This is a genomic window from Pseudomonas sp. 2822-15 (assembly GCF_002742515.1).
Taxonomy (GTDB): domain Bacteria; phylum Pseudomonadota; class Gammaproteobacteria; order Pseudomonadales; family Pseudomonadaceae; genus Aquipseudomonas; species Aquipseudomonas salomonii.
Genome location: NZ_LJRY01000187.1, coordinates 35,427 through 50,482, shown reverse-complemented (window position 1 = coordinate 50,482; position 15,056 = coordinate 35,427). Strand labels below are relative to the sequence as shown.

Annotated in this window: 15 protein-coding genes; 6 read left to right on the top strand and 9 right to left on the bottom strand. The window is 59.9% G+C overall.

Features of this window, described 5'->3' with window-relative positions:
- Positions 1 to 20: 20 nt before the first annotated feature.
- On the bottom strand, positions 21 to 695 hold the full coding sequence (locus AOA59_RS14990; RefSeq protein ID WP_099488106.1) for a methionine ABC transporter permease: 675 nt from the start codon (positions 693 to 695) through the stop codon (positions 21 to 23).
- Entirely contained in the window at positions 695 to 1,702 is a 1,008-nt protein-coding gene (locus tag AOA59_RS14985; protein ID WP_099488104.1) for a methionine ABC transporter ATP-binding protein, read from the bottom strand. Before AOA59_RS14985 ends, AOA59_RS14990 begins: the two co-directional genes overlap by 1 nt.
- Before the next feature lie 267 nt (positions 1,703 to 1,969).
- Here AOA59_RS14985 and katE point away from each other — a divergent pair, with 267 nt between their 5' ends.
- Positions 1,970 to 4,111, top strand: a complete 2,142-nt coding sequence (gene katE, locus AOA59_RS14980) for a catalase HPII (protein WP_099488102.1) — start codon at positions 1,970 to 1,972, stop codon at positions 4,109 to 4,111.
- Between the two features lie 101 nt (positions 4,112 to 4,212).
- Here katE and AOA59_RS14975 read toward each other — a convergent pair whose 3' ends face one another.
- Genes AOA59_RS14975 through zur form a run of 4 tightly spaced genes read right to left on the bottom strand, consistent with a single transcriptional unit; the run spans position 4,213 to position 7,018 of the window.
- Entirely contained in the window at positions 4,213 to 4,932 is a 720-nt protein-coding gene (locus AOA59_RS14975) for a PA5502 family lipoprotein (RefSeq protein ID WP_099488101.1), read from the bottom strand.
- A 37-nt stretch (positions 4,933 to 4,969) separates the two neighbouring features.
- Entirely contained in the window at positions 4,970 to 5,758 is a 789-nt protein-coding gene (gene znuB, locus AOA59_RS14970; protein WP_058421933.1) for a zinc ABC transporter permease subunit ZnuB, read from the bottom strand.
- Entirely contained in the window at positions 5,751 to 6,536 is a 786-nt protein-coding gene (gene znuC / locus AOA59_RS14965) for a zinc ABC transporter ATP-binding protein ZnuC (RefSeq protein WP_065931967.1), read from the bottom strand. Before znuC ends, znuB begins: the two co-directional genes overlap by 8 nt.
- Positions 6,536 to 7,018: a zinc uptake transcriptional repressor Zur gene (gene zur, locus AOA59_RS14960; RefSeq protein WP_056861009.1), complete on the bottom strand. Its 483-nt coding sequence runs from the start codon at positions 7,016 to 7,018 to the stop codon at positions 6,536 to 6,538. Before zur ends, znuC begins: the two co-directional genes overlap by 1 nt.
- A 58-nt stretch (positions 7,019 to 7,076) precedes the next feature.
- Between zur and AOA59_RS14955 the strand changes: the two genes are divergently transcribed.
- Complete coding sequence (locus tag AOA59_RS14955; RefSeq protein ID WP_099488099.1) at positions 7,077 to 8,006, top strand: zinc ABC transporter substrate-binding protein; 930 nt, start codon at positions 7,077 to 7,079, stop codon at positions 8,004 to 8,006.
- 106 nt (positions 8,007 to 8,112) lie between these two features.
- Here the strand turns inward: AOA59_RS14955 and AOA59_RS14950 are convergent, their stop codons facing one another.
- Positions 8,113 to 9,066: a homoserine kinase gene (locus AOA59_RS14950; protein ID WP_068931965.1), complete on the bottom strand. Its 954-nt coding sequence runs from the start codon at positions 9,064 to 9,066 to the stop codon at positions 8,113 to 8,115.
- 55 nt (positions 9,067 to 9,121) lie between these two features.
- The gene (locus AOA59_RS14945; RefSeq protein ID WP_099488097.1) at positions 9,122 to 9,412 is read right to left on the bottom strand and encodes a DUF2782 domain-containing protein; all 291 of its coding nucleotides are present in this window, start codon (positions 9,410 to 9,412) and stop codon (positions 9,122 to 9,124) included.
- A 74-nt stretch (positions 9,413 to 9,486) separates the two neighbouring features.
- Between AOA59_RS14945 and polA the strand changes: the two genes are divergently transcribed.
- Complete coding sequence (gene polA, locus AOA59_RS14940) at positions 9,487 to 12,264, top strand: DNA polymerase I (protein ID WP_099488096.1); 2,778 nt, start codon at positions 9,487 to 9,489, stop codon at positions 12,262 to 12,264.
- A gap of 268 nt (positions 12,265 to 12,532) precedes the next feature.
- On the opposite strand, the gene yihA is transcribed toward polA, so the two are convergent.
- The gene (yihA, locus tag AOA59_RS14935) at positions 12,533 to 13,174 is read right to left on the bottom strand and encodes a ribosome biogenesis GTP-binding protein YihA/YsxC (RefSeq protein WP_065931961.1); all 642 of its coding nucleotides are present in this window, start codon (positions 13,172 to 13,174) and stop codon (positions 12,533 to 12,535) included.
- Positions 13,175 to 13,378: 204 nt separating this feature from the next.
- Between yihA and AOA59_RS33140 the strand changes: the two genes are divergently transcribed.
- The 3 genes from AOA59_RS33140 to dsbA all read left to right on the top strand — a co-directional run bounded on the left by AOA59_RS33140 (position 13,379) and on the right by dsbA (position 15,054).
- Entirely contained in the window at positions 13,379 to 13,588 is a 210-nt protein-coding gene (locus AOA59_RS33140; protein WP_256593057.1) for a cytochrome, read from the top strand.
- A gap of 33 nt (positions 13,589 to 13,621) precedes the next feature.
- Complete coding sequence (locus tag AOA59_RS14925) at positions 13,622 to 14,248, top strand: cytochrome c4 (RefSeq protein ID WP_065931960.1); 627 nt, start codon at positions 13,622 to 13,624, stop codon at positions 14,246 to 14,248.
- Between the two features lie 170 nt (positions 14,249 to 14,418).
- Entirely contained in the window at positions 14,419 to 15,054 is a 636-nt protein-coding gene (gene dsbA, locus AOA59_RS14915; RefSeq protein ID WP_065931959.1) for a thiol:disulfide interchange protein DsbA, read from the top strand.
- The last annotated feature ends 2 nt before the right edge of the window (positions 15,055 to 15,056 follow it).

Below are 15,056 nucleotides of genomic sequence, written 5' to 3'. Positions count from 1 at the left end.
GCGGGGGCCGGCAATGGCCGTTATTTTCGAGAAAAATGCACCACCAGCTTGTCGCCGACGGTTTGCAGAATTTGCACCAGGATCAACAGCATCACCACGGTGACCACCATCACATCGGTCTGGAAACGCTGATAACCGAAGCGGATCGCCAGGTCACCCAAACCACCGGCGCCCACCACACCGGCCATGGCCGTGTAGGAAACCAGTGTAATAGCCGTCACCGTAATCGCTGCGAAAATGCCAGGGCGAGCTTCGGGTAGCAGCGCGTTAGTGATGATTTGACGCGTGCTGGCGCCCATGGACTGCGTGGCCTCGATGATGCCGCGGTCCACTTCACGCAAGGCCGTTTCCACCAGGCGCGCAAAGAACGGCGTCGCACCTACCACCAGCGGCGGGATCGCGCCGGCCACCCCCAGTGAAGTGCCGGTGATGAGTACGGTGAACGGAATCATCACAATCAGCAGGATGATGAACGGCAGCGAACGCAGGATGTTCACGATCAGCGACAGCAGCGCGTACAGGCCTTTTTGTTCAAACAGCTGGCGCGGGCTGGTCAGGAACAACAGCACGCCCAACGGCAGGCCCAGCACTACGGTGAAGAATAGCGAACCGAACAGCATGGTCATGGTGTCGCCGGTTGCCAGCCATATTTCGGACCAGTCGATATTGGCGAAGAAACTCAACAGGACTTCCATTAGCGCAGAACCTCCATGTGGACGTCTGCCGCAGTAAAGCGGGCGAAGGCGGCGTCCATGTCCCCACCGGTCACGGCGAGGGTCAGTTGCCCGTAGGGGGTATCTTTAATGTGGTCGATTCGACCGGCAAGGATGCTGTAGTCCACGCCCGTTTCGCGGGCGACGGTCCCCAGCAATGGCGCGTAGGTCGCTTCGCCCTGGAACGTCAGGCGCACGATGCGGCCTGGCACATGGGCAAACACATCATGCTGCTCGCCTTCGTCGACTTGCTCGGCTTCTTGTACAAAGCGCTTGGTGGTCGGGTGCTTGGGGTGCAGGAACACCTCGGCCACCGAGCCTTGCTCGACGATCACGCCGGCGTCCATCACGGCCACCTGATCGCACACGCGGCGGATCACGTCCATTTCATGGGTGATCAGCACGATGGTCAGCTTCAACTCGCGGTTGATCTCGGCCAGCAGTTTGAGCACCGAGGCGGTGGTTTGCGGGTCGAGGGCGCTGGTGGCTTCGTCGCACAGCAGAATTTTTGGCTTGGTCGCCAGGGCGCGGGCGATACCGACACGCTGCTTCTGGCCGCCGGACAACTGCGCCGGGTACTTCCTGGCATGGTCCGACAGGCCCACGCGGGCGAGCAACTCAGCCACGCGCAGGTCGATGTCTTTACGCGACAATTCGCCGGCCAGGGTCAGTGGCAGCGCCACGTTGTCGGCAACGGTCTTGGACGCCAGCAGGTTGAAGTGCTGGAAGATCATCCCGACTTGCTGGCGAAAACGGCGCAGGCCGTTGGCGTCCAGGGCGGTGACTTCTTCACCGTCGACGTTGATCTGACCGCCGCTTGGCTGTTCCAGGCGATTGATCAGGCGCAGCAGGGTACTTTTGCCCGCACCGGAGTGGCCAATCAGGCCGAACACCTGGCCGTTCTCGACGCGCAGGCTGGTGGGGTGCAGTGCGGGGATTTCCTTACCGGCGACGCGGTAGGTTTTATGGACGTTATGAAACTCGATCACGTAGCGAACCTTGTGGGGCGCATGGAAAAGGGATCAGCGGTTAGCCGGGCGCGCATTTTAGCCTGTCCGTATAGCGTTTCTTAGCATTTATTTCGCATTCAACCAGCGATTTGGCAATAACGCGATCAAAGGTCATAAAAAAGGAACGGCTAAAAACCCCATCAGTCACTACTTAAGCAACGCGATTTCCTCAGGTGCCGTGCCTGGGGTTTTGCTCAAACGAGCCGGGGGTCCGCTCTGGCCACTTTGATTAAGGAGTTTTGCCTGATGAGTACCAAGAAGCCAGCCACCCCGCCCAAGAGTGAGCTTGCGGGCACCGATACCGTGGACCGCGGCAACACCAACGCCAAGCTGCAGGCCCTGGAAGAATTTCGCTCCGATGCGACCGGCCAGGCGCTGCGCACCAACCAGGGCGTAAAGATTTCCGATAACCAGAACACCCTTAAAGTCGGCGCCCGTGGCCCCTCGCTGCTGGAAGACTTCATCATGCGTGAAAAAATCACGCACTTTGACCATGAGCGAATCCCGGAGCGCATCGTGCATGCCCGTGGCACCGGCGCCCATGGTTATTTCCAGACCTATGAGAACCATTCGGCGCTGAGCAAGGCTGGTTTTCTGCGTAACCCGGAGCATAAAACCCCGGTGTTCGTGCGTTTCTCTACCGTGCAGGGCCCGCGTGGTTCGGGCGACACCGTGCGTGACGTGCGCGGCTTTGCCGTGAAGTTCTTCACCGACGAAGGCAACTTCGACCTGGTGGGCAACAACATGCCGATCTTCTTCATTCAGGATGCGATCAAGTTTCCGGACTTTGTGCATGCGGTAAAGCCTGAGCCCCATAACGAAATTCCTACCGGCGGCTCGGCCCACGATACGTTCTGGGATTTCGTCTCGCTGCAGCCGGAATCGGCGCATATGGTGCTGTGGGCCATGTCCGACCGTGCCATTCCGAAAAGCCTGCGCTCGATGCAGGGGTTTGGCATTCACACCTTCCGGTTGATCAATACCGAAGGTAAGTCCAGCTTCGTTAAATTCCACTGGCACCCGAAAGTCGGCACCTGCTCGCTGGTGTGGGACGAAGCGCAAAAGCTTGCCGGTAAAGACACCGATCACCACCGTCGCGACCTGTGGGAAGCGATCGAGGGCGGCGACTACCCTGAGTGGGAATTGGGCGTGCAAATCGTCGCCGAAGAGGACGAGCACAAGTTCGACTTCGACCTGCTCGACCCGACCAAAATCATCCCCGAAGAGCTGGTGCCGATTACGCCGCTGGGCAAAATGGTACTCAACCGCAACCCGGACAACTTCTTTGCCGAGGTCGAACAGGTCGCCTTTTGCCCTGGCCATATCGTGCCGGGTATCGACTTCACCAACGACCCACTGCTGCAAGGCCGTCTGTTTTCCTACACCGATACGCAGATCAGCCGACTCGGTGGCCCGAACTTTCATGAGCTGCCGATCAACCGGCCGGTCACGCCTTTCCATAACGGCCAGCGTGATGCCCAGCATCGCACGGTGATCGACAAGGGCCGTGCGTCCTACGAGCCGAACTCGATTGATGGCGGTTGGCCGAAAGAAACGCCACCAGCGGCTCAAGATGGCGGGTTCGAAACGTATTACGAGCGTGTCGACGCCAACAAGGTGCGTGAGCGCAGTGAGTCGTTCGGCGACCATTTCTCCCAAGCCACGCTGTTTTTCCACAGCATGAGCCACCACGAGAAAGAGCACATCATCGCGGCTTACAGCTTCGAGTTGGGCAAGGTGGAGCGTGAGTTTATTCGCGCGCGTCAGGTCAACGAGATCCTCGCCAATATCGACCTGGAACTGGCCAAGCGCGTTGCCCAGAACCTCGGCTTGCCGGCACCGACCAAAGGCACCGTACCGCCACGCAAGACGTCGCTCAAAGAGTCGCCGGCGTTGAGCCAGGTGAACCTGCTGTCGGGCGATATCAAAACGCGCAAAGTCGCGATTCTTGCGGCTAACGGTGTGGATGGCGCGGCGATCGCGGCGCTGAAGACGGCGCTGGCCGCCGAAGGTGCGCATGCCAAGCTGCTGGGGCCGACGTCGGCACCGGTGAAGACTGCGGATGGCAAGAGCCTGCCGGTGGATGCGTCGATGGAAGGCATGCCGTCGGTTGCGTTTGATGCGGTGTTCGTACCGGGCGGTAAAGAGTCGATCAAGGCGCTGAGCGGTGATGGCGTGGCGTTGCACTTCCTGTTGGAGGCGTACAAGCACTTGAAGGCGATTGCGGTTGCCAGTGAGGCCAAGCCGTTGCTGGATCAGCTCAAGCTGGAGGCGGATGCGGGGTTGATCGTTGGCGCGGATGCCAAGGCGTTCAAGGCATTCTTTGCGGCGATTGCGCAGCATCGGGTGTGGGCGCGGGAGCCTAAGGCCAAGGCGATTCCGGCTTAAGCTTTTGGTTGTTTGTTAGATTGCTATCGCAGGCAAGCCAGCTCCCACATTTGACTGTATTCACAGTTCAAAAGGTGGGAGCTGGCTTGCCTGCGATGGCTTTATTCGGTTTTGCGCGGAATTAAAACAACCTGCGCCGGGATGTGTTTCACAATCTGCCGGTGAATCTTCAGGTCATACGCCGAATCAATGCGCTTCACCCGTTTGGTCAGCAACGTGGCCAACCACGGGTAATCCTGGGTGCGCGGCGCTTGAATGGTCACATCGCACTGGTAATTCACCACATCGGTGGCGATCGCATCCAACTGATGGCGAAGTTCTTCAATATCGGTGAGGTTCAACGCAACCGTGGTGCTTTGAGCCGCCGGGTCGATGACCTTGGCGGGTGGCTTGGCTTCAGCGGCTTTCAAGGCGGCTTCGGCTTTATCCAGCTCGGCTTTGCGGGCGTGGCTGATGGCGCTGTTGACGCCGCCCGTGAGCGCCGGCGCCTTGGGCATCAAGGCGCGTGCGCGGCTTAACGCCGTAGCGGCGGCATTCACGTCACCTTTTTGCAACACGATCTGGCTGCGCTGCAGGTAGGCTTCGGCCAATTGGCGCTGATAGTTTTCCAGCGCCGGGTCGTTGGGCGACTGGGCTTGCAGCGCGGCCAGTTCGTCTTCGGCGGTGGCCAGTTCACTGCTGGCCAGGTTTTGCTCCAGCTGCGCGATGGCCGCAGCACGCGGGTCCTGCGCCTCGGGGGCGGCGGGCGGTGTGCTTTGGCAGGCGCCCAGCAGCAGGGAAAATGCGGCAAGGAGCAGATAACGGGAGTTGAACGGCTTCATTCCTGCGACTCTCTATTTGCGCAAAAAGCGAGCAAGTCTACACCCCTCGACGGGGCAGGACAAAACTCAGCAGAAACAGGGCGGCGGCCGTGACCACAATCGACGGCCCGGCCGGCGTGTCCTTGAACCAGGACAGCGCCAGGCCCCCGCACACGGCGAGCATGCCCAGCAGGCTGGCGCCGATCGCCATCTGCTCGGGTGAGCGGGCATGGCGCTGGGCGGCGGCTGCGGGAATGATCAACAGCGACGTGATCAACAATACGCCGACAATCTTCATTGCGACAGCAATCACCACGGCGATCAACAGCATCAGGGTCATGCGCAGCGCCGGCACGGGCAAACCTTCCACGGTGGCGAGCTCTTCGTGCACGGTAATTGCCAGCAACGGGCGCCACAGGGTGACCAACAGCACCAGCACGGCAGCGCTGCCGCCGAGGATCCAGGCCAAGTCGGTAGGGCTGATCGCCAGCAAGTCGCCGAACAGGTAGGCCATCAGGTCGATGCGCACTTCATGCATAAAGCTCAGCACCACCAGGCCCAGCGACAGCGTGCTTGGCGCGAGGATGCCCAGCAGCGTATCCGAGGCCAGCGGCTGGCGCTGTTGCAGGGTTACCAGCAGCACTGCCAGCAGCAGGCAGCCTACGGTGACGGCGATGGTCGGGCTTACATCCAGCAAAAACCCCATAGCCACGCCCAGCAGCGCGGCATGCGACAACGTGTCGCCAAAATAGGCCATGCGCCGCCAGACCACGAACGAGCCCAAGGGGCCCGCCACCAGTGCCAAAGCCAAGCCTGCCAGCAGGGCGTAGAGCAGAAAATCAGCCATGCTTGCAGCTATCTCCATGAACGTGGGGTTTAGGCGTAGCGGGATCGTCGACCACGGCGCCATGCAAATCATGGGCGTGGTCGTGATGGTGGTGGTAAATCGCCAGGCTCTGGGCGTTTTTGCCGAACAGCTCGACGAATGCCGGGTCGCCGCTCACCTGTTCCGGGTGGCCGGAGCAGCATACGTGGCGGTTGAGGCATACCACTTGATCCGTGGTGCTCATCACCAGGTGCAAGTCGTGGGAGACCATCAGCACGCCGCAGCCATGGCGGTCGCGCAGGCGGGTGATCAGGCTGTACAACTCGGCCTGGCCGGCAACATCGACGCCTTGTACGGGCTCATCAAGTACCAGCAGTTCGGGCTCGCGCAACAGGGCGCGGGCCAGCAATACGCGCTGCATCTCGCCGCCGGAGATGCTCTGCACCGGGCTGTCGATGACCTGTTCGGCGCCGACTTCCTTGAGCGCCGCCTGGGCGCGCGCGCGGTCAACGCCAGGCACCAGGCGCAGGAAGCGCAGTACTGACAGCGGCAGCGTTGGATCGACGTGTAATTTTTGCGGCATGTAACCGACGCGCAGCTTGGGCTTGCGCCATACGCTGCCAGTGTCGGGCTTGAGCAGGCCGAGCACGGCGCGCACCAGCGTGGTCTTGCCGGCGCCATTGGGGCCGATCAGCGTCACGATCTGCCCCGGCTCCACGCTCAGCGCGATGTTATCCAGCACGTTTTGCCCGGCGAATGTGACCCCAACCTGCTCCAGGCGGATTAACGCGTTGCTCATCAAGCCCCCTGGCAACCGGAGCAGAGCCCGACCACTTCGACCGTCTGCCCTTCGACCTTGAAGCCCACGTCGGCGGAGCTTTTGACGATGGCGTCGCTGATGCTTTTTTGTTCAAGCTCGATGGCGGCATGGCACTCGCGGCAGATCAGGAACTGGCCCTGGTGCGCGTGTTCCGGGTGGCTGCAGCCGACAAAAGCGTTGAGCGAGGCGATGCGGTGTACCAGGCCGTTTTCCAGCAAAAAGTCCAGCGCGCGGTACACCGTCGGCGGCGCGGCACGGCGGCCGTCCTGTTCACTGAGCACGCCAAGAATGTCGTAGGCGCCCAGCGGCTTGTGGCTTTGCCACACCAACTCCAGCACCCGACGACGCAGGGCGGTCAGGCGCAAGCCTTTCTGCGCGCACAGGGTATCGGCCTCTGACAGCGCAGTGTGTACGCAGTGAGAGTGGTCGTGGGGACGGCTGGCAAGCGGTGTTTTAGGCATGAGCGGCGACAGACATTTGATAGAGACGTTATTATGTTACCTGTTCCTACGCCATTGAGTGGTCATCGTGTCCCGACTTTTTCCCGTTTTTGTCGTATTTGTCACCAGTTTGTTCATCGCTGGGGCCGCTCAGGCTGAGGTCAAGGTGCTGACGAGCATCAAACCATTGCAGTTGATTGCCGCCGCCGTGCAGGACGGCGTGGCGATTCCAGAGGTGCTGTTACCGCCCGGTGCATCGCCGCATAACTATGCGTTGCGCCCATCCGACGTACGGCGCGTGCAGTCGGTGGACCTGTTGTATTGGATCGGCCCGGACATGGAAAGCTTCCTGCCGCGCGTGCTCAAGGGGCGTAGCCTGCCGACCGTGGCAGTTCAGGACTTGCCTGGGATGAAATTGCGTCGGTTCGCCGAAGATAGCCACTCCCATGCCGATGATGCCGACGAACACGACCACGATCACCGCCCTGGCAGCCTGGATGCGCACCTGTGGTTGTCGACGGTCAACGCTCGGGTGATTGCTGCGCGTATGGCGTCTGACCTCAGCACTGCCGACCCGGCCAATGCCGCGCGTTATCAGAGCAACGTGAAGGCATTCGATGAGCGCCTGGATGCGTTGGACGCACGCTTGAGGTCGCGTCTGTCCACCGTCGGCGACAAGCCGTACTTCGTGTTCCACGAGGCATTTGACTACTTCGAAGACGCTTACGGGCTCAAGCACACCGGCGTGTTCAGCGTGGCCGCCGAAGTGCAGCCGGGCGCCCAGCATGTGGCGGCGATGCGTACGCGTTTGCAGGAAGTGGGTAAAACCTGTGTATTCAGCGAGCCGCCGTTGCGTCCGCGTTTGGCCGAAACGCTGGTGGCGGGTTTGCCGGTGAAGTTGGCGGAGCTGGATGCGTTGGGCGGTTATACTCCGGCGACGGCGCAGGGTTACGAGCAGGTGCTGGAGAAGCTGGGGAATGACTTGGCCGGGTGCCTGGAGTCGCTCTGACAGCCGACACAGAATGACTGTGGGAGCTGGCTTGCCGGCGATGGCGGTGTGTCAGTCGACACCGCTATCGCAGGCAAGCCAGCTCCCACATTGACCGAGTCGAGTGCTAGAGTGCGAACGGCAGGTGGACGGTGACCTGCTGACGCTGCACCAGCCGATGCTCGAACTCGGCCGGGTCATGGATCAGCACATCCTGCCCGGCAAACGATTCCGCGGCGATCAGGCGTGATAGCCAGAAGCGCACACACGCCACGCGCAGCAGGGTCGGCCACAGCTCGGCCTCCTTGGCGGTAAACGGCCGCAGCCCCGCGTAGGCGCCCAGCAAGGCGCGGGCGCGCTGGCCATCTATCACGCCGTCTGCATCCGAACACCAGTCATTCAGGGCGATTGCCACGTCGTAGAGCATCGGGCCTGAGCAGGCGTTGTAGAAGTCGATCAAGCCGGTGAGGTGCGTGCCTTCGAACATTGCGTTGTCGCGAAACAGGTCGGCGTGCACGTTGGCGCGCGGCAGGGCGAGGATGTCGGCCTTGTGGGCTTCGATTTCGCTCAAGGCCGCTTGCAGCAGGCGCTGCTGGGCGTCGTTCAGGTGTGAAATAAGCTGCGCGCCTTCAGTGAGCATCCACTCCAAACCGCGATCGGTCTTGCGCTCCAGCACTTTGTCGCCTTGGGTCGCCAGGTGCAGGTGGCCGAGCAGGTCGCCGACCTGGGCGCAATGCTGTGCGTTGGCGTCCTTTATGTGCTTGCCGGCCAGGCGCGGTTGCAACAGCGCCGGTTTGCCCTTGAGTTCGCGAAGTGCCACGCCGTCGGTGGTACGCAGGGCGTAAGGCACCGGCAGGTCGGCGTCGTGGAGTACATCGAGCAGTTCGATGAAGAACGGCATTTCCGCCACTGGGCCGCGCTCAACCAGGGTCAGGACGAATTCGCCTTGTTCCAGGCTGATAAAGAAGTTGGTGTTTTCGCTACCCGCGGCAATCCCCTGGAAATCAAGCAGGCGGCCGAGCCCGTAAGGGGCGAGAAAGGTTTCCAGCTCGGGCCGAGCCAGGGGGGTGAACACAGACATGTTTAAACTGCCAGTACGGGCGCCGCGGTGTGCGGCGCCGGTTAAAATTAAGAAATCATTTCCATTCGAAGATCTTCCATGACGGGATCAGCATATCCGGCTGGTCAGAGCGGATGAAGTTCGCATCGGTTCCGTCCGAGCGCACCAGGAAATACGGTTTGAAACCCTTCTTGGTTATCTTGATTGCGTACAGGAAGCCGTTTTGGCGATATTCCTGAATGGTCCTGTCGCCTTCCGTGCGAATGGTAACTTCCGGGTCGCCCGACGGTGCAGTATCTGCCGCCATGGCCACTATCGGAGTGAGTGCAATCAAGCCGGTCAACAACAGGCGATTTACTGTACGCATGATAACCTTGTCCCTTTGTCGTCATTGGTCCGGCTATTCTAGCGCCTGACCCGCCGAAAAGGTTGATCCTGCTCATGAGCCAAGCCCCCCTCGTCCTGGTGGACGGTTCTTCTTATTTGTACCGCGCCTTCCACGCGTTGCCACCGCTGACCACGTCCAAAGGCCTGCCCACCGGTGCGGTCAAGGGCGTGTTGAACATGCTCAAAAGCCTGCGCAAGCAGTACCCGAACAGCCCGTTCGCGGTGGTGTTCGACGCCAAGGGTGGGACTTTTCGCGATGAGATGTTCGCTGAATACAAGGCCAACCGCCCGAGCATGCCCGATGACATGCGCCTGCAAATCGAGCCACTGCACCAGAGCGTGATCGCCCTGGGCTTCCCGTTGCTGTGCGTTGAAGGCGTCGAGGCCGATGATGTGATCGGCACCCTGGCCCGCAGCAGCGCGGCGGCTGACCGTCCGGTGGTGATCTCTACCGGCGACAAGGACATGGCGCAGCTGGTCGACGGGCACATTACCTTGGTCAACACCATGACCGGTAGCTCGATGGACATCGAGGGCGTGAAGGAGAAATTCGGTGTCGCTCCGGAGCAGATCATCGATTATCTGGCGCTGATGGGCGATTCGTCCGACAACATCCCAGGCGTGCCGGGCATTGGTCCGAAGACGGCTTCCGGCTTGCTGGTGGGCGTGAATGGCGGCATCAAAGAGCTGTATGAGCAGTTGGATATCGTGCCGACCTTGCCCATCCGTGGTGCCAAGACGCTGCCGGCCAAGTTGGAAGAGCATAAGGAGATGGCATTCCTGTCCTATCAGTTGGCGACGATCAAGGTCGACGTGCCGCTGGATGTGGGCCTGGATGATTTGCACCTGATCGAGCCGGACCGCGAAAAGCTGCTGGAGCTGTACACGCTGCTGGAGTTCAAGAGCTGGTTTGATGAGATTCAGCGTGATGCCAAGCGCGTTGAGCTCAAGGCTGCGCCTGTTGTTGAAGAGGCCGTCGAAGTCGCGGCACCCGCAGAAGCGTCCTACACCACGATCCTCGACCAGGCGACATTCGATGCCTGGCTGAAAAAGCTCAACGCCGCAAAATTGTTCGCGTTCGACACCGAAACCACTGGGATCGATGCGCAGCAGGCGCAACTGGTCGGCGTGTCTTTTGCCGTGCAGCCCCATGAAGCGGCCTACATCCCGCTGACCCATTCCTACATCGGCGCGCCGCAACAACTGGACCGTGACACAGTACTGCTGGCTTTGAAGCCGTTGCTGGAGGACGCGACCAAGCTCAAGGTCGGCCAGCACGCCAAGTTTGATATGAACATCCTGGCCAACTGTGCCATCGGCGGCGATCAGGCCAACGGTATTACCGTGCGCGGGATCGCTTTCGACACCATGCTCGAATCCTACGTGCTGAACTCCACCGCGACCCGGCACGACATGGACAGCCTGGCCAAGAAGTACCTGGACTACGACACCGTCAGTTTCCAGGACATCGCCGGCAAGGGCGCCAAGCAGCTGACGTTTGATCAGATCCCGCTTGAGCAGGCTGGCCCTTACGCGGCCGAAGATGCCGACGTGACGCTGCGCCTGCACCAGGCGTTGCATGCACAGCTTGAAGCCATTCCAAGCCTTGCCAGTGTGCTGACCGACATCGAAATTCCCTTGGTGCCGGTGCTGGCGCGTATCGAGCGCCAGGGCGCACTGGTGGATAAGGCGCTGCTGGGCATCCAGAGCATCGAGCTGGGCAACAAGATGGTGGAGCTGGAGCGCCAGGCGTTTGAGATCGCCGGTGAAACGTTCAACCTGGGCTCGCCCAAGCAACTCGGGGCGATCCTCTACGAAAAACTCGGTTTGCCGGTACTGAAAAAGACCGGCAAAGGCCAGGCATCCACGGCTGAAGAAGTGTTGGCCAAGCTGGCCGAAGATGACTTCCTGCTGCCCAAGGTACTGATGCAGTACCGCAGCATGAGCAAGCTCAAAAGCACCTACACCGATCGCCTGCCGGAGCAGATCAACCCGCGTACCGGGCGTATTCACACGTCTTATCATCAGGCGGTGGCGGCCACCGGGCGTTTGTCGTCCAGTGACCCTAACCTGCAGAACATCCCGGTGCGCACTGCCGAAGGGCGGCGCATTCGCCAGGCGTTTGTCGCGCCCAAAGGCTACAAATTGCTGGCGGCGGACTATTCGCAGATCGAGCTGCGGATCATGGCGCACCTGTCCAAGGACGAGGGGCTGATGAATGCGTTCCGTAATGACCTGGACGTGCACACCGCCACCGCCGCCGAAGTGTTCAAGGTTGAGCTGACAGAGGTCACGTCGAACCAGCGCCGCAGTGCCAAGGCCATTAACTTTGGCTTGATCTACGGCATGGGCGCGCAGAAGCTCGGCAAGGACATTGGCGTCGATACCAAGACCGCCAAGGCCTACATTGATGTGTACTTTGCGCGCTACCCGGGCGTTCGTGAATACATGGAGCGCACCCGCGCCCAGGCGGCCGATCAGGGTTATGTTGAAACCTTCTTCGGGCGGCGGCTGTACCTGCCGGACATCAACTCCAACAAGCCCCAGGAGCGCGCAGCCGCTGAGCGCACGGCGATCAACGCACCGATGCAAGGCACTGCGGCGGATATCATCAAGAAAGCCATGGTGCTGGTGGACAACTGGCTGACCGAGTCGGGCCTGGACGCCAAGGTGATCCTGCAGGTGCACGATGAATTGGTGCTTGAGGTGCGTGAGGATCTGGTGGAGCAAGTCAGCGAGAAGATCCGCGAGCATATGAGCGCGGCGGCCAAGCTGGACGTGCCGTTGGTGGTGGATGTGGGCGTGGGCGATAACTGGGACGAAGCACACTGACAGCGCGGCTCTGCCATTGCCGAGGGTGATGGCAGAGCGCTTTAGATCAGAAAGCGCCTCAGGTTATTTCCAATAGTTTTTTGACCTGCCGGAACTTAACCCGTGAACTGCTACTCAGAGTTACTGAATGGGTGGTGAAGCCCTTCAATGCTCCTATGTTGTGTTAAGTGTTGGCAGATATCTGGACCCCGCCCTAGCGGTCCGGAACTTGGACCCCGAACTTCCCCTCCCCATACGAAGTCCGGGGTTTTTTTTGCCCGCAGAAAAGTTATTCGGCGATTTCCGCGCCCTTGTCTGCCAATTGCATCCAGCCGGCCAGCACGGTGTAAGCGTCTTCCAGGCCCATGCGCTTGGGCGCCGAGAACAACTGGATGGTGATCGCATCGCCCCAACCCTTACGGATTTCGGACTGCACTTTGAGCAAGGTGTTCTTGGCTGCGCCGTAGGTCAGCTTGTCGGCCTTGGTCAAAAGGATATGCATTGGCATACCGCTGGCGACGGCCCAGTCGAGCATCAGCAGGTCGAAATCGGTCATTGGATGACGGATGTCCATCATCAGAATCAAACCCTTCAAACTCTCGCGGCCACCCAGGTAAGCCTCAAGGTGACGCTGCCAGTGCAGCTTCAACGGGATAGGGACTTTTGCATAACCGTAGCCCGGCAGGTCGACCAGACGCCGATCATCGTCTAGCTTGAAGAAATTGAGCAGTTGCGTGCGGCCCGGAGTTTTCGAGGTGCGCGCCAGGCTGGCGTGGGTCAGGGTGTTCAGCGCGCTGGACTTACCGGCGTTGGAACGGCCGGCAAAGGCGACTTCAAAGCCTTCGTCATCGGGGCATTGGTCCACTTTGGCGGCGCTGAGCATGAACGTGGACTGTTGGCACAGGCCGAGGATGGGATTCTTGAGTTGCATGAGATTTCCGATGTGGGCGGTGCCGAGAAAGGGTGCGGCAAGCGGTGTCGTTTCCGTTTCAGTAGCGCCAGTATATAATGCCGCAGATTTTGTGTGTGCTTTGTCCCAGCGAAGGATGAAGTTCACGGGAGCGAAAGACCTTCATTGCGCATTAGAACGCAAAACGCTCTCAAACCCTGAAAAGGTCGATGTATGACCTGATGGTTGCGCGCTTTTGGTGTCCTGATCGCGCTTTTGGGCGCTCAGGCTACACAGGATCCGGAGGCGCTGTACAACCGAGTTTGCATGGCTAAGCTGATGCAACACGTGACTCAGGGTTTCAAGGCAATGCCGCCGCGTGGTTTGTGCATGGACTGCAGTACTGAGGATTACCAGGCCGTCAACGAGTTGATGGTGAGTAAACCCGGTAGATAACTCTTAAACCCTTAGCCGTAGTTGGATTAGCTGATGAACAAACTGATCGTGAGTCTGCTGTTGACCTTGGGCATCACCGGTGTTGCCCATGCTGCAGGCGACGCTACAGCGGGCCAGGCGAAAGCCGCCGTATGTGGTGCTTGCCATGGACCGGATGGCAACAGCCCGGCGCCGAACTTCCCCAAACTGGCAGGCCAGGGCGAGCGTTACCTGACCAAGCAGATGCACGACATCAAGGACGGCAAGCGTACGGTGCTGGAAATGACCGGCCTGCTGACCAACCTCAGCGATCAGGACCTGGCGGACATCGCGGCGTATTTTGCCAACCAGAAAGGCAGTGTGGGAGCTGCTGATCCGAAGCTCGTTGATAAAGGCCAGGCGTTGTTCCAAGGCGGCAAGCTCGCCGAAGACCAGCCTATTGGTGGCATGCCTGCCTGTAAGGCTTGTCACATTGCAGGTGGCGGTGGGCTGGCCGAGGCGGGTTTCCCTCATCTGAGTGGTCAGCACGCCCAATACACCGCCAAGCAATTGAAGGACTTCCGCGAGAAGGTTCGCTCCATCGATGGCGATGCCAGCAACAAAATGATGACTGACATTGCGGCGAAACTTTCGGATAAAGATATCGAAGCGCTGTCCAGCTATATTCAGGGCCTGCACTGATTGGGTCTGGGACGTTAACGCTCGATTAATCCATCGATGCAAGCATAAAAAGGGTGGCTTAGGCCGCCCTTTTTTGTGGCCGGTGCCGTTACACTAACGAACTCATGCCCGCGTAGACCTGTCACAACCAAAGGTCGCGTGAGGCGACTTTATTTGTCCAGGAGTAAAGCATGCGTAATCTGATCCTCAGCGCCGCTCTCGTCACTGCCAGCCTCTTCGGCATGACCGCACAAGCTGCCGATGTGCCGCTTGAAGCCGGTAAAACCTATGTTGAATTGGCTACCCCGGTGCCGGTTTCGGAGCCAGGCAAGATCGAAGTGGTGGAGCTGTTCTGGTATGGCTGCCCGCATTGCTATGCTTTTGAGCCGACCATCAACCCTTGGGTTGAAAAACTTCCGTCTGATGTGAATTTCCGCCGCATTCCAGCCATGTTCGGCGGCCCATGGGATGCCCACGGCCAACTGTTCCTGACCCTGGAAGCCATGGGTGTTGAGCACAAGGTTCACAACGCTGTATTCAATGCGATTCAGAAAGAAGGCAAGCGCCTGACCAAGCCTGACGAAATGGCTGACTTTGTTGCCACCCAAGGCGTTGACAAGGACAAGTTCCTGGCCACCTTCAACTCCTTCGCTATCCAGGGTCAAATCAAACAGGCCAAGGAACTCGCGAAGAAGTATGGCGTACAAGGCGTACCGACCATGATCGTCAACGGCAAATACCGTTTCGACCTGGGCACTACCGGCGGTCCTGAGCAAACCCTTAATGTTGCCGACCAACTGATCGCTAAAGAGCGCGCAGCCAAGTAAGG

Coding starts and splice junctions, on each gene's coding strand:
- AOA59_RS14925 (WP_065931960.1), top strand. CDS start 13,622: ATGAACAAACTGATCGTGAGTCTGCTGTTGACCTTGGGCATCACCGGT.
- katE (WP_099488102.1), top strand. CDS start 1,970: ATGAGTACCAAGAAGCCAGCCACCCCGCCCAAGAGTGAGCTTGCGGGC.
- znuC (WP_065931967.1), bottom strand. CDS start 6,536: ATGAGCAACGCGTTAATCCGCCTGGAGCAGGTTGGGGTCACATTCGCC.
- yihA (WP_065931961.1), bottom strand. CDS start 13,174: ATGCAACTCAAGAATCCCATCCTCGGCCTGTGCCAACAGTCCACGTTC.
- dsbA (WP_065931959.1), top strand. CDS start 14,419: ATGCGTAATCTGATCCTCAGCGCCGCTCTCGTCACTGCCAGCCTCTTC.
- zur (WP_056861009.1), bottom strand. CDS start 7,018: ATGCCTAAAACACCGCTTGCCAGCCGTCCCCACGACCACTCTCACTGC.
- znuB (WP_058421933.1), bottom strand. CDS start 5,758: ATGGCTGATTTTCTGCTCTACGCCCTGCTGGCAGGCTTGGCTTTGGCA.
- AOA59_RS14975 (WP_099488101.1), bottom strand. CDS start 4,932: ATGAAGCCGTTCAACTCCCGTTATCTGCTCCTTGCCGCATTTTCCCTG.
- AOA59_RS14990 (WP_099488106.1), bottom strand. CDS start 695: ATGGAAGTCCTGTTGAGTTTCTTCGCCAATATCGACTGGTCCGAAATA.
- polA (WP_099488096.1), top strand. CDS start 9,487: ATGAGCCAAGCCCCCCTCGTCCTGGTGGACGGTTCTTCTTATTTGTAC.
- AOA59_RS14950 (WP_068931965.1), bottom strand. CDS start 9,066: ATGTCTGTGTTCACCCCCCTGGCTCGGCCCGAGCTGGAAACCTTTCTC.
- AOA59_RS14945 (WP_099488097.1), bottom strand. CDS start 9,412: ATGCGTACAGTAAATCGCCTGTTGTTGACCGGCTTGATTGCACTCACT.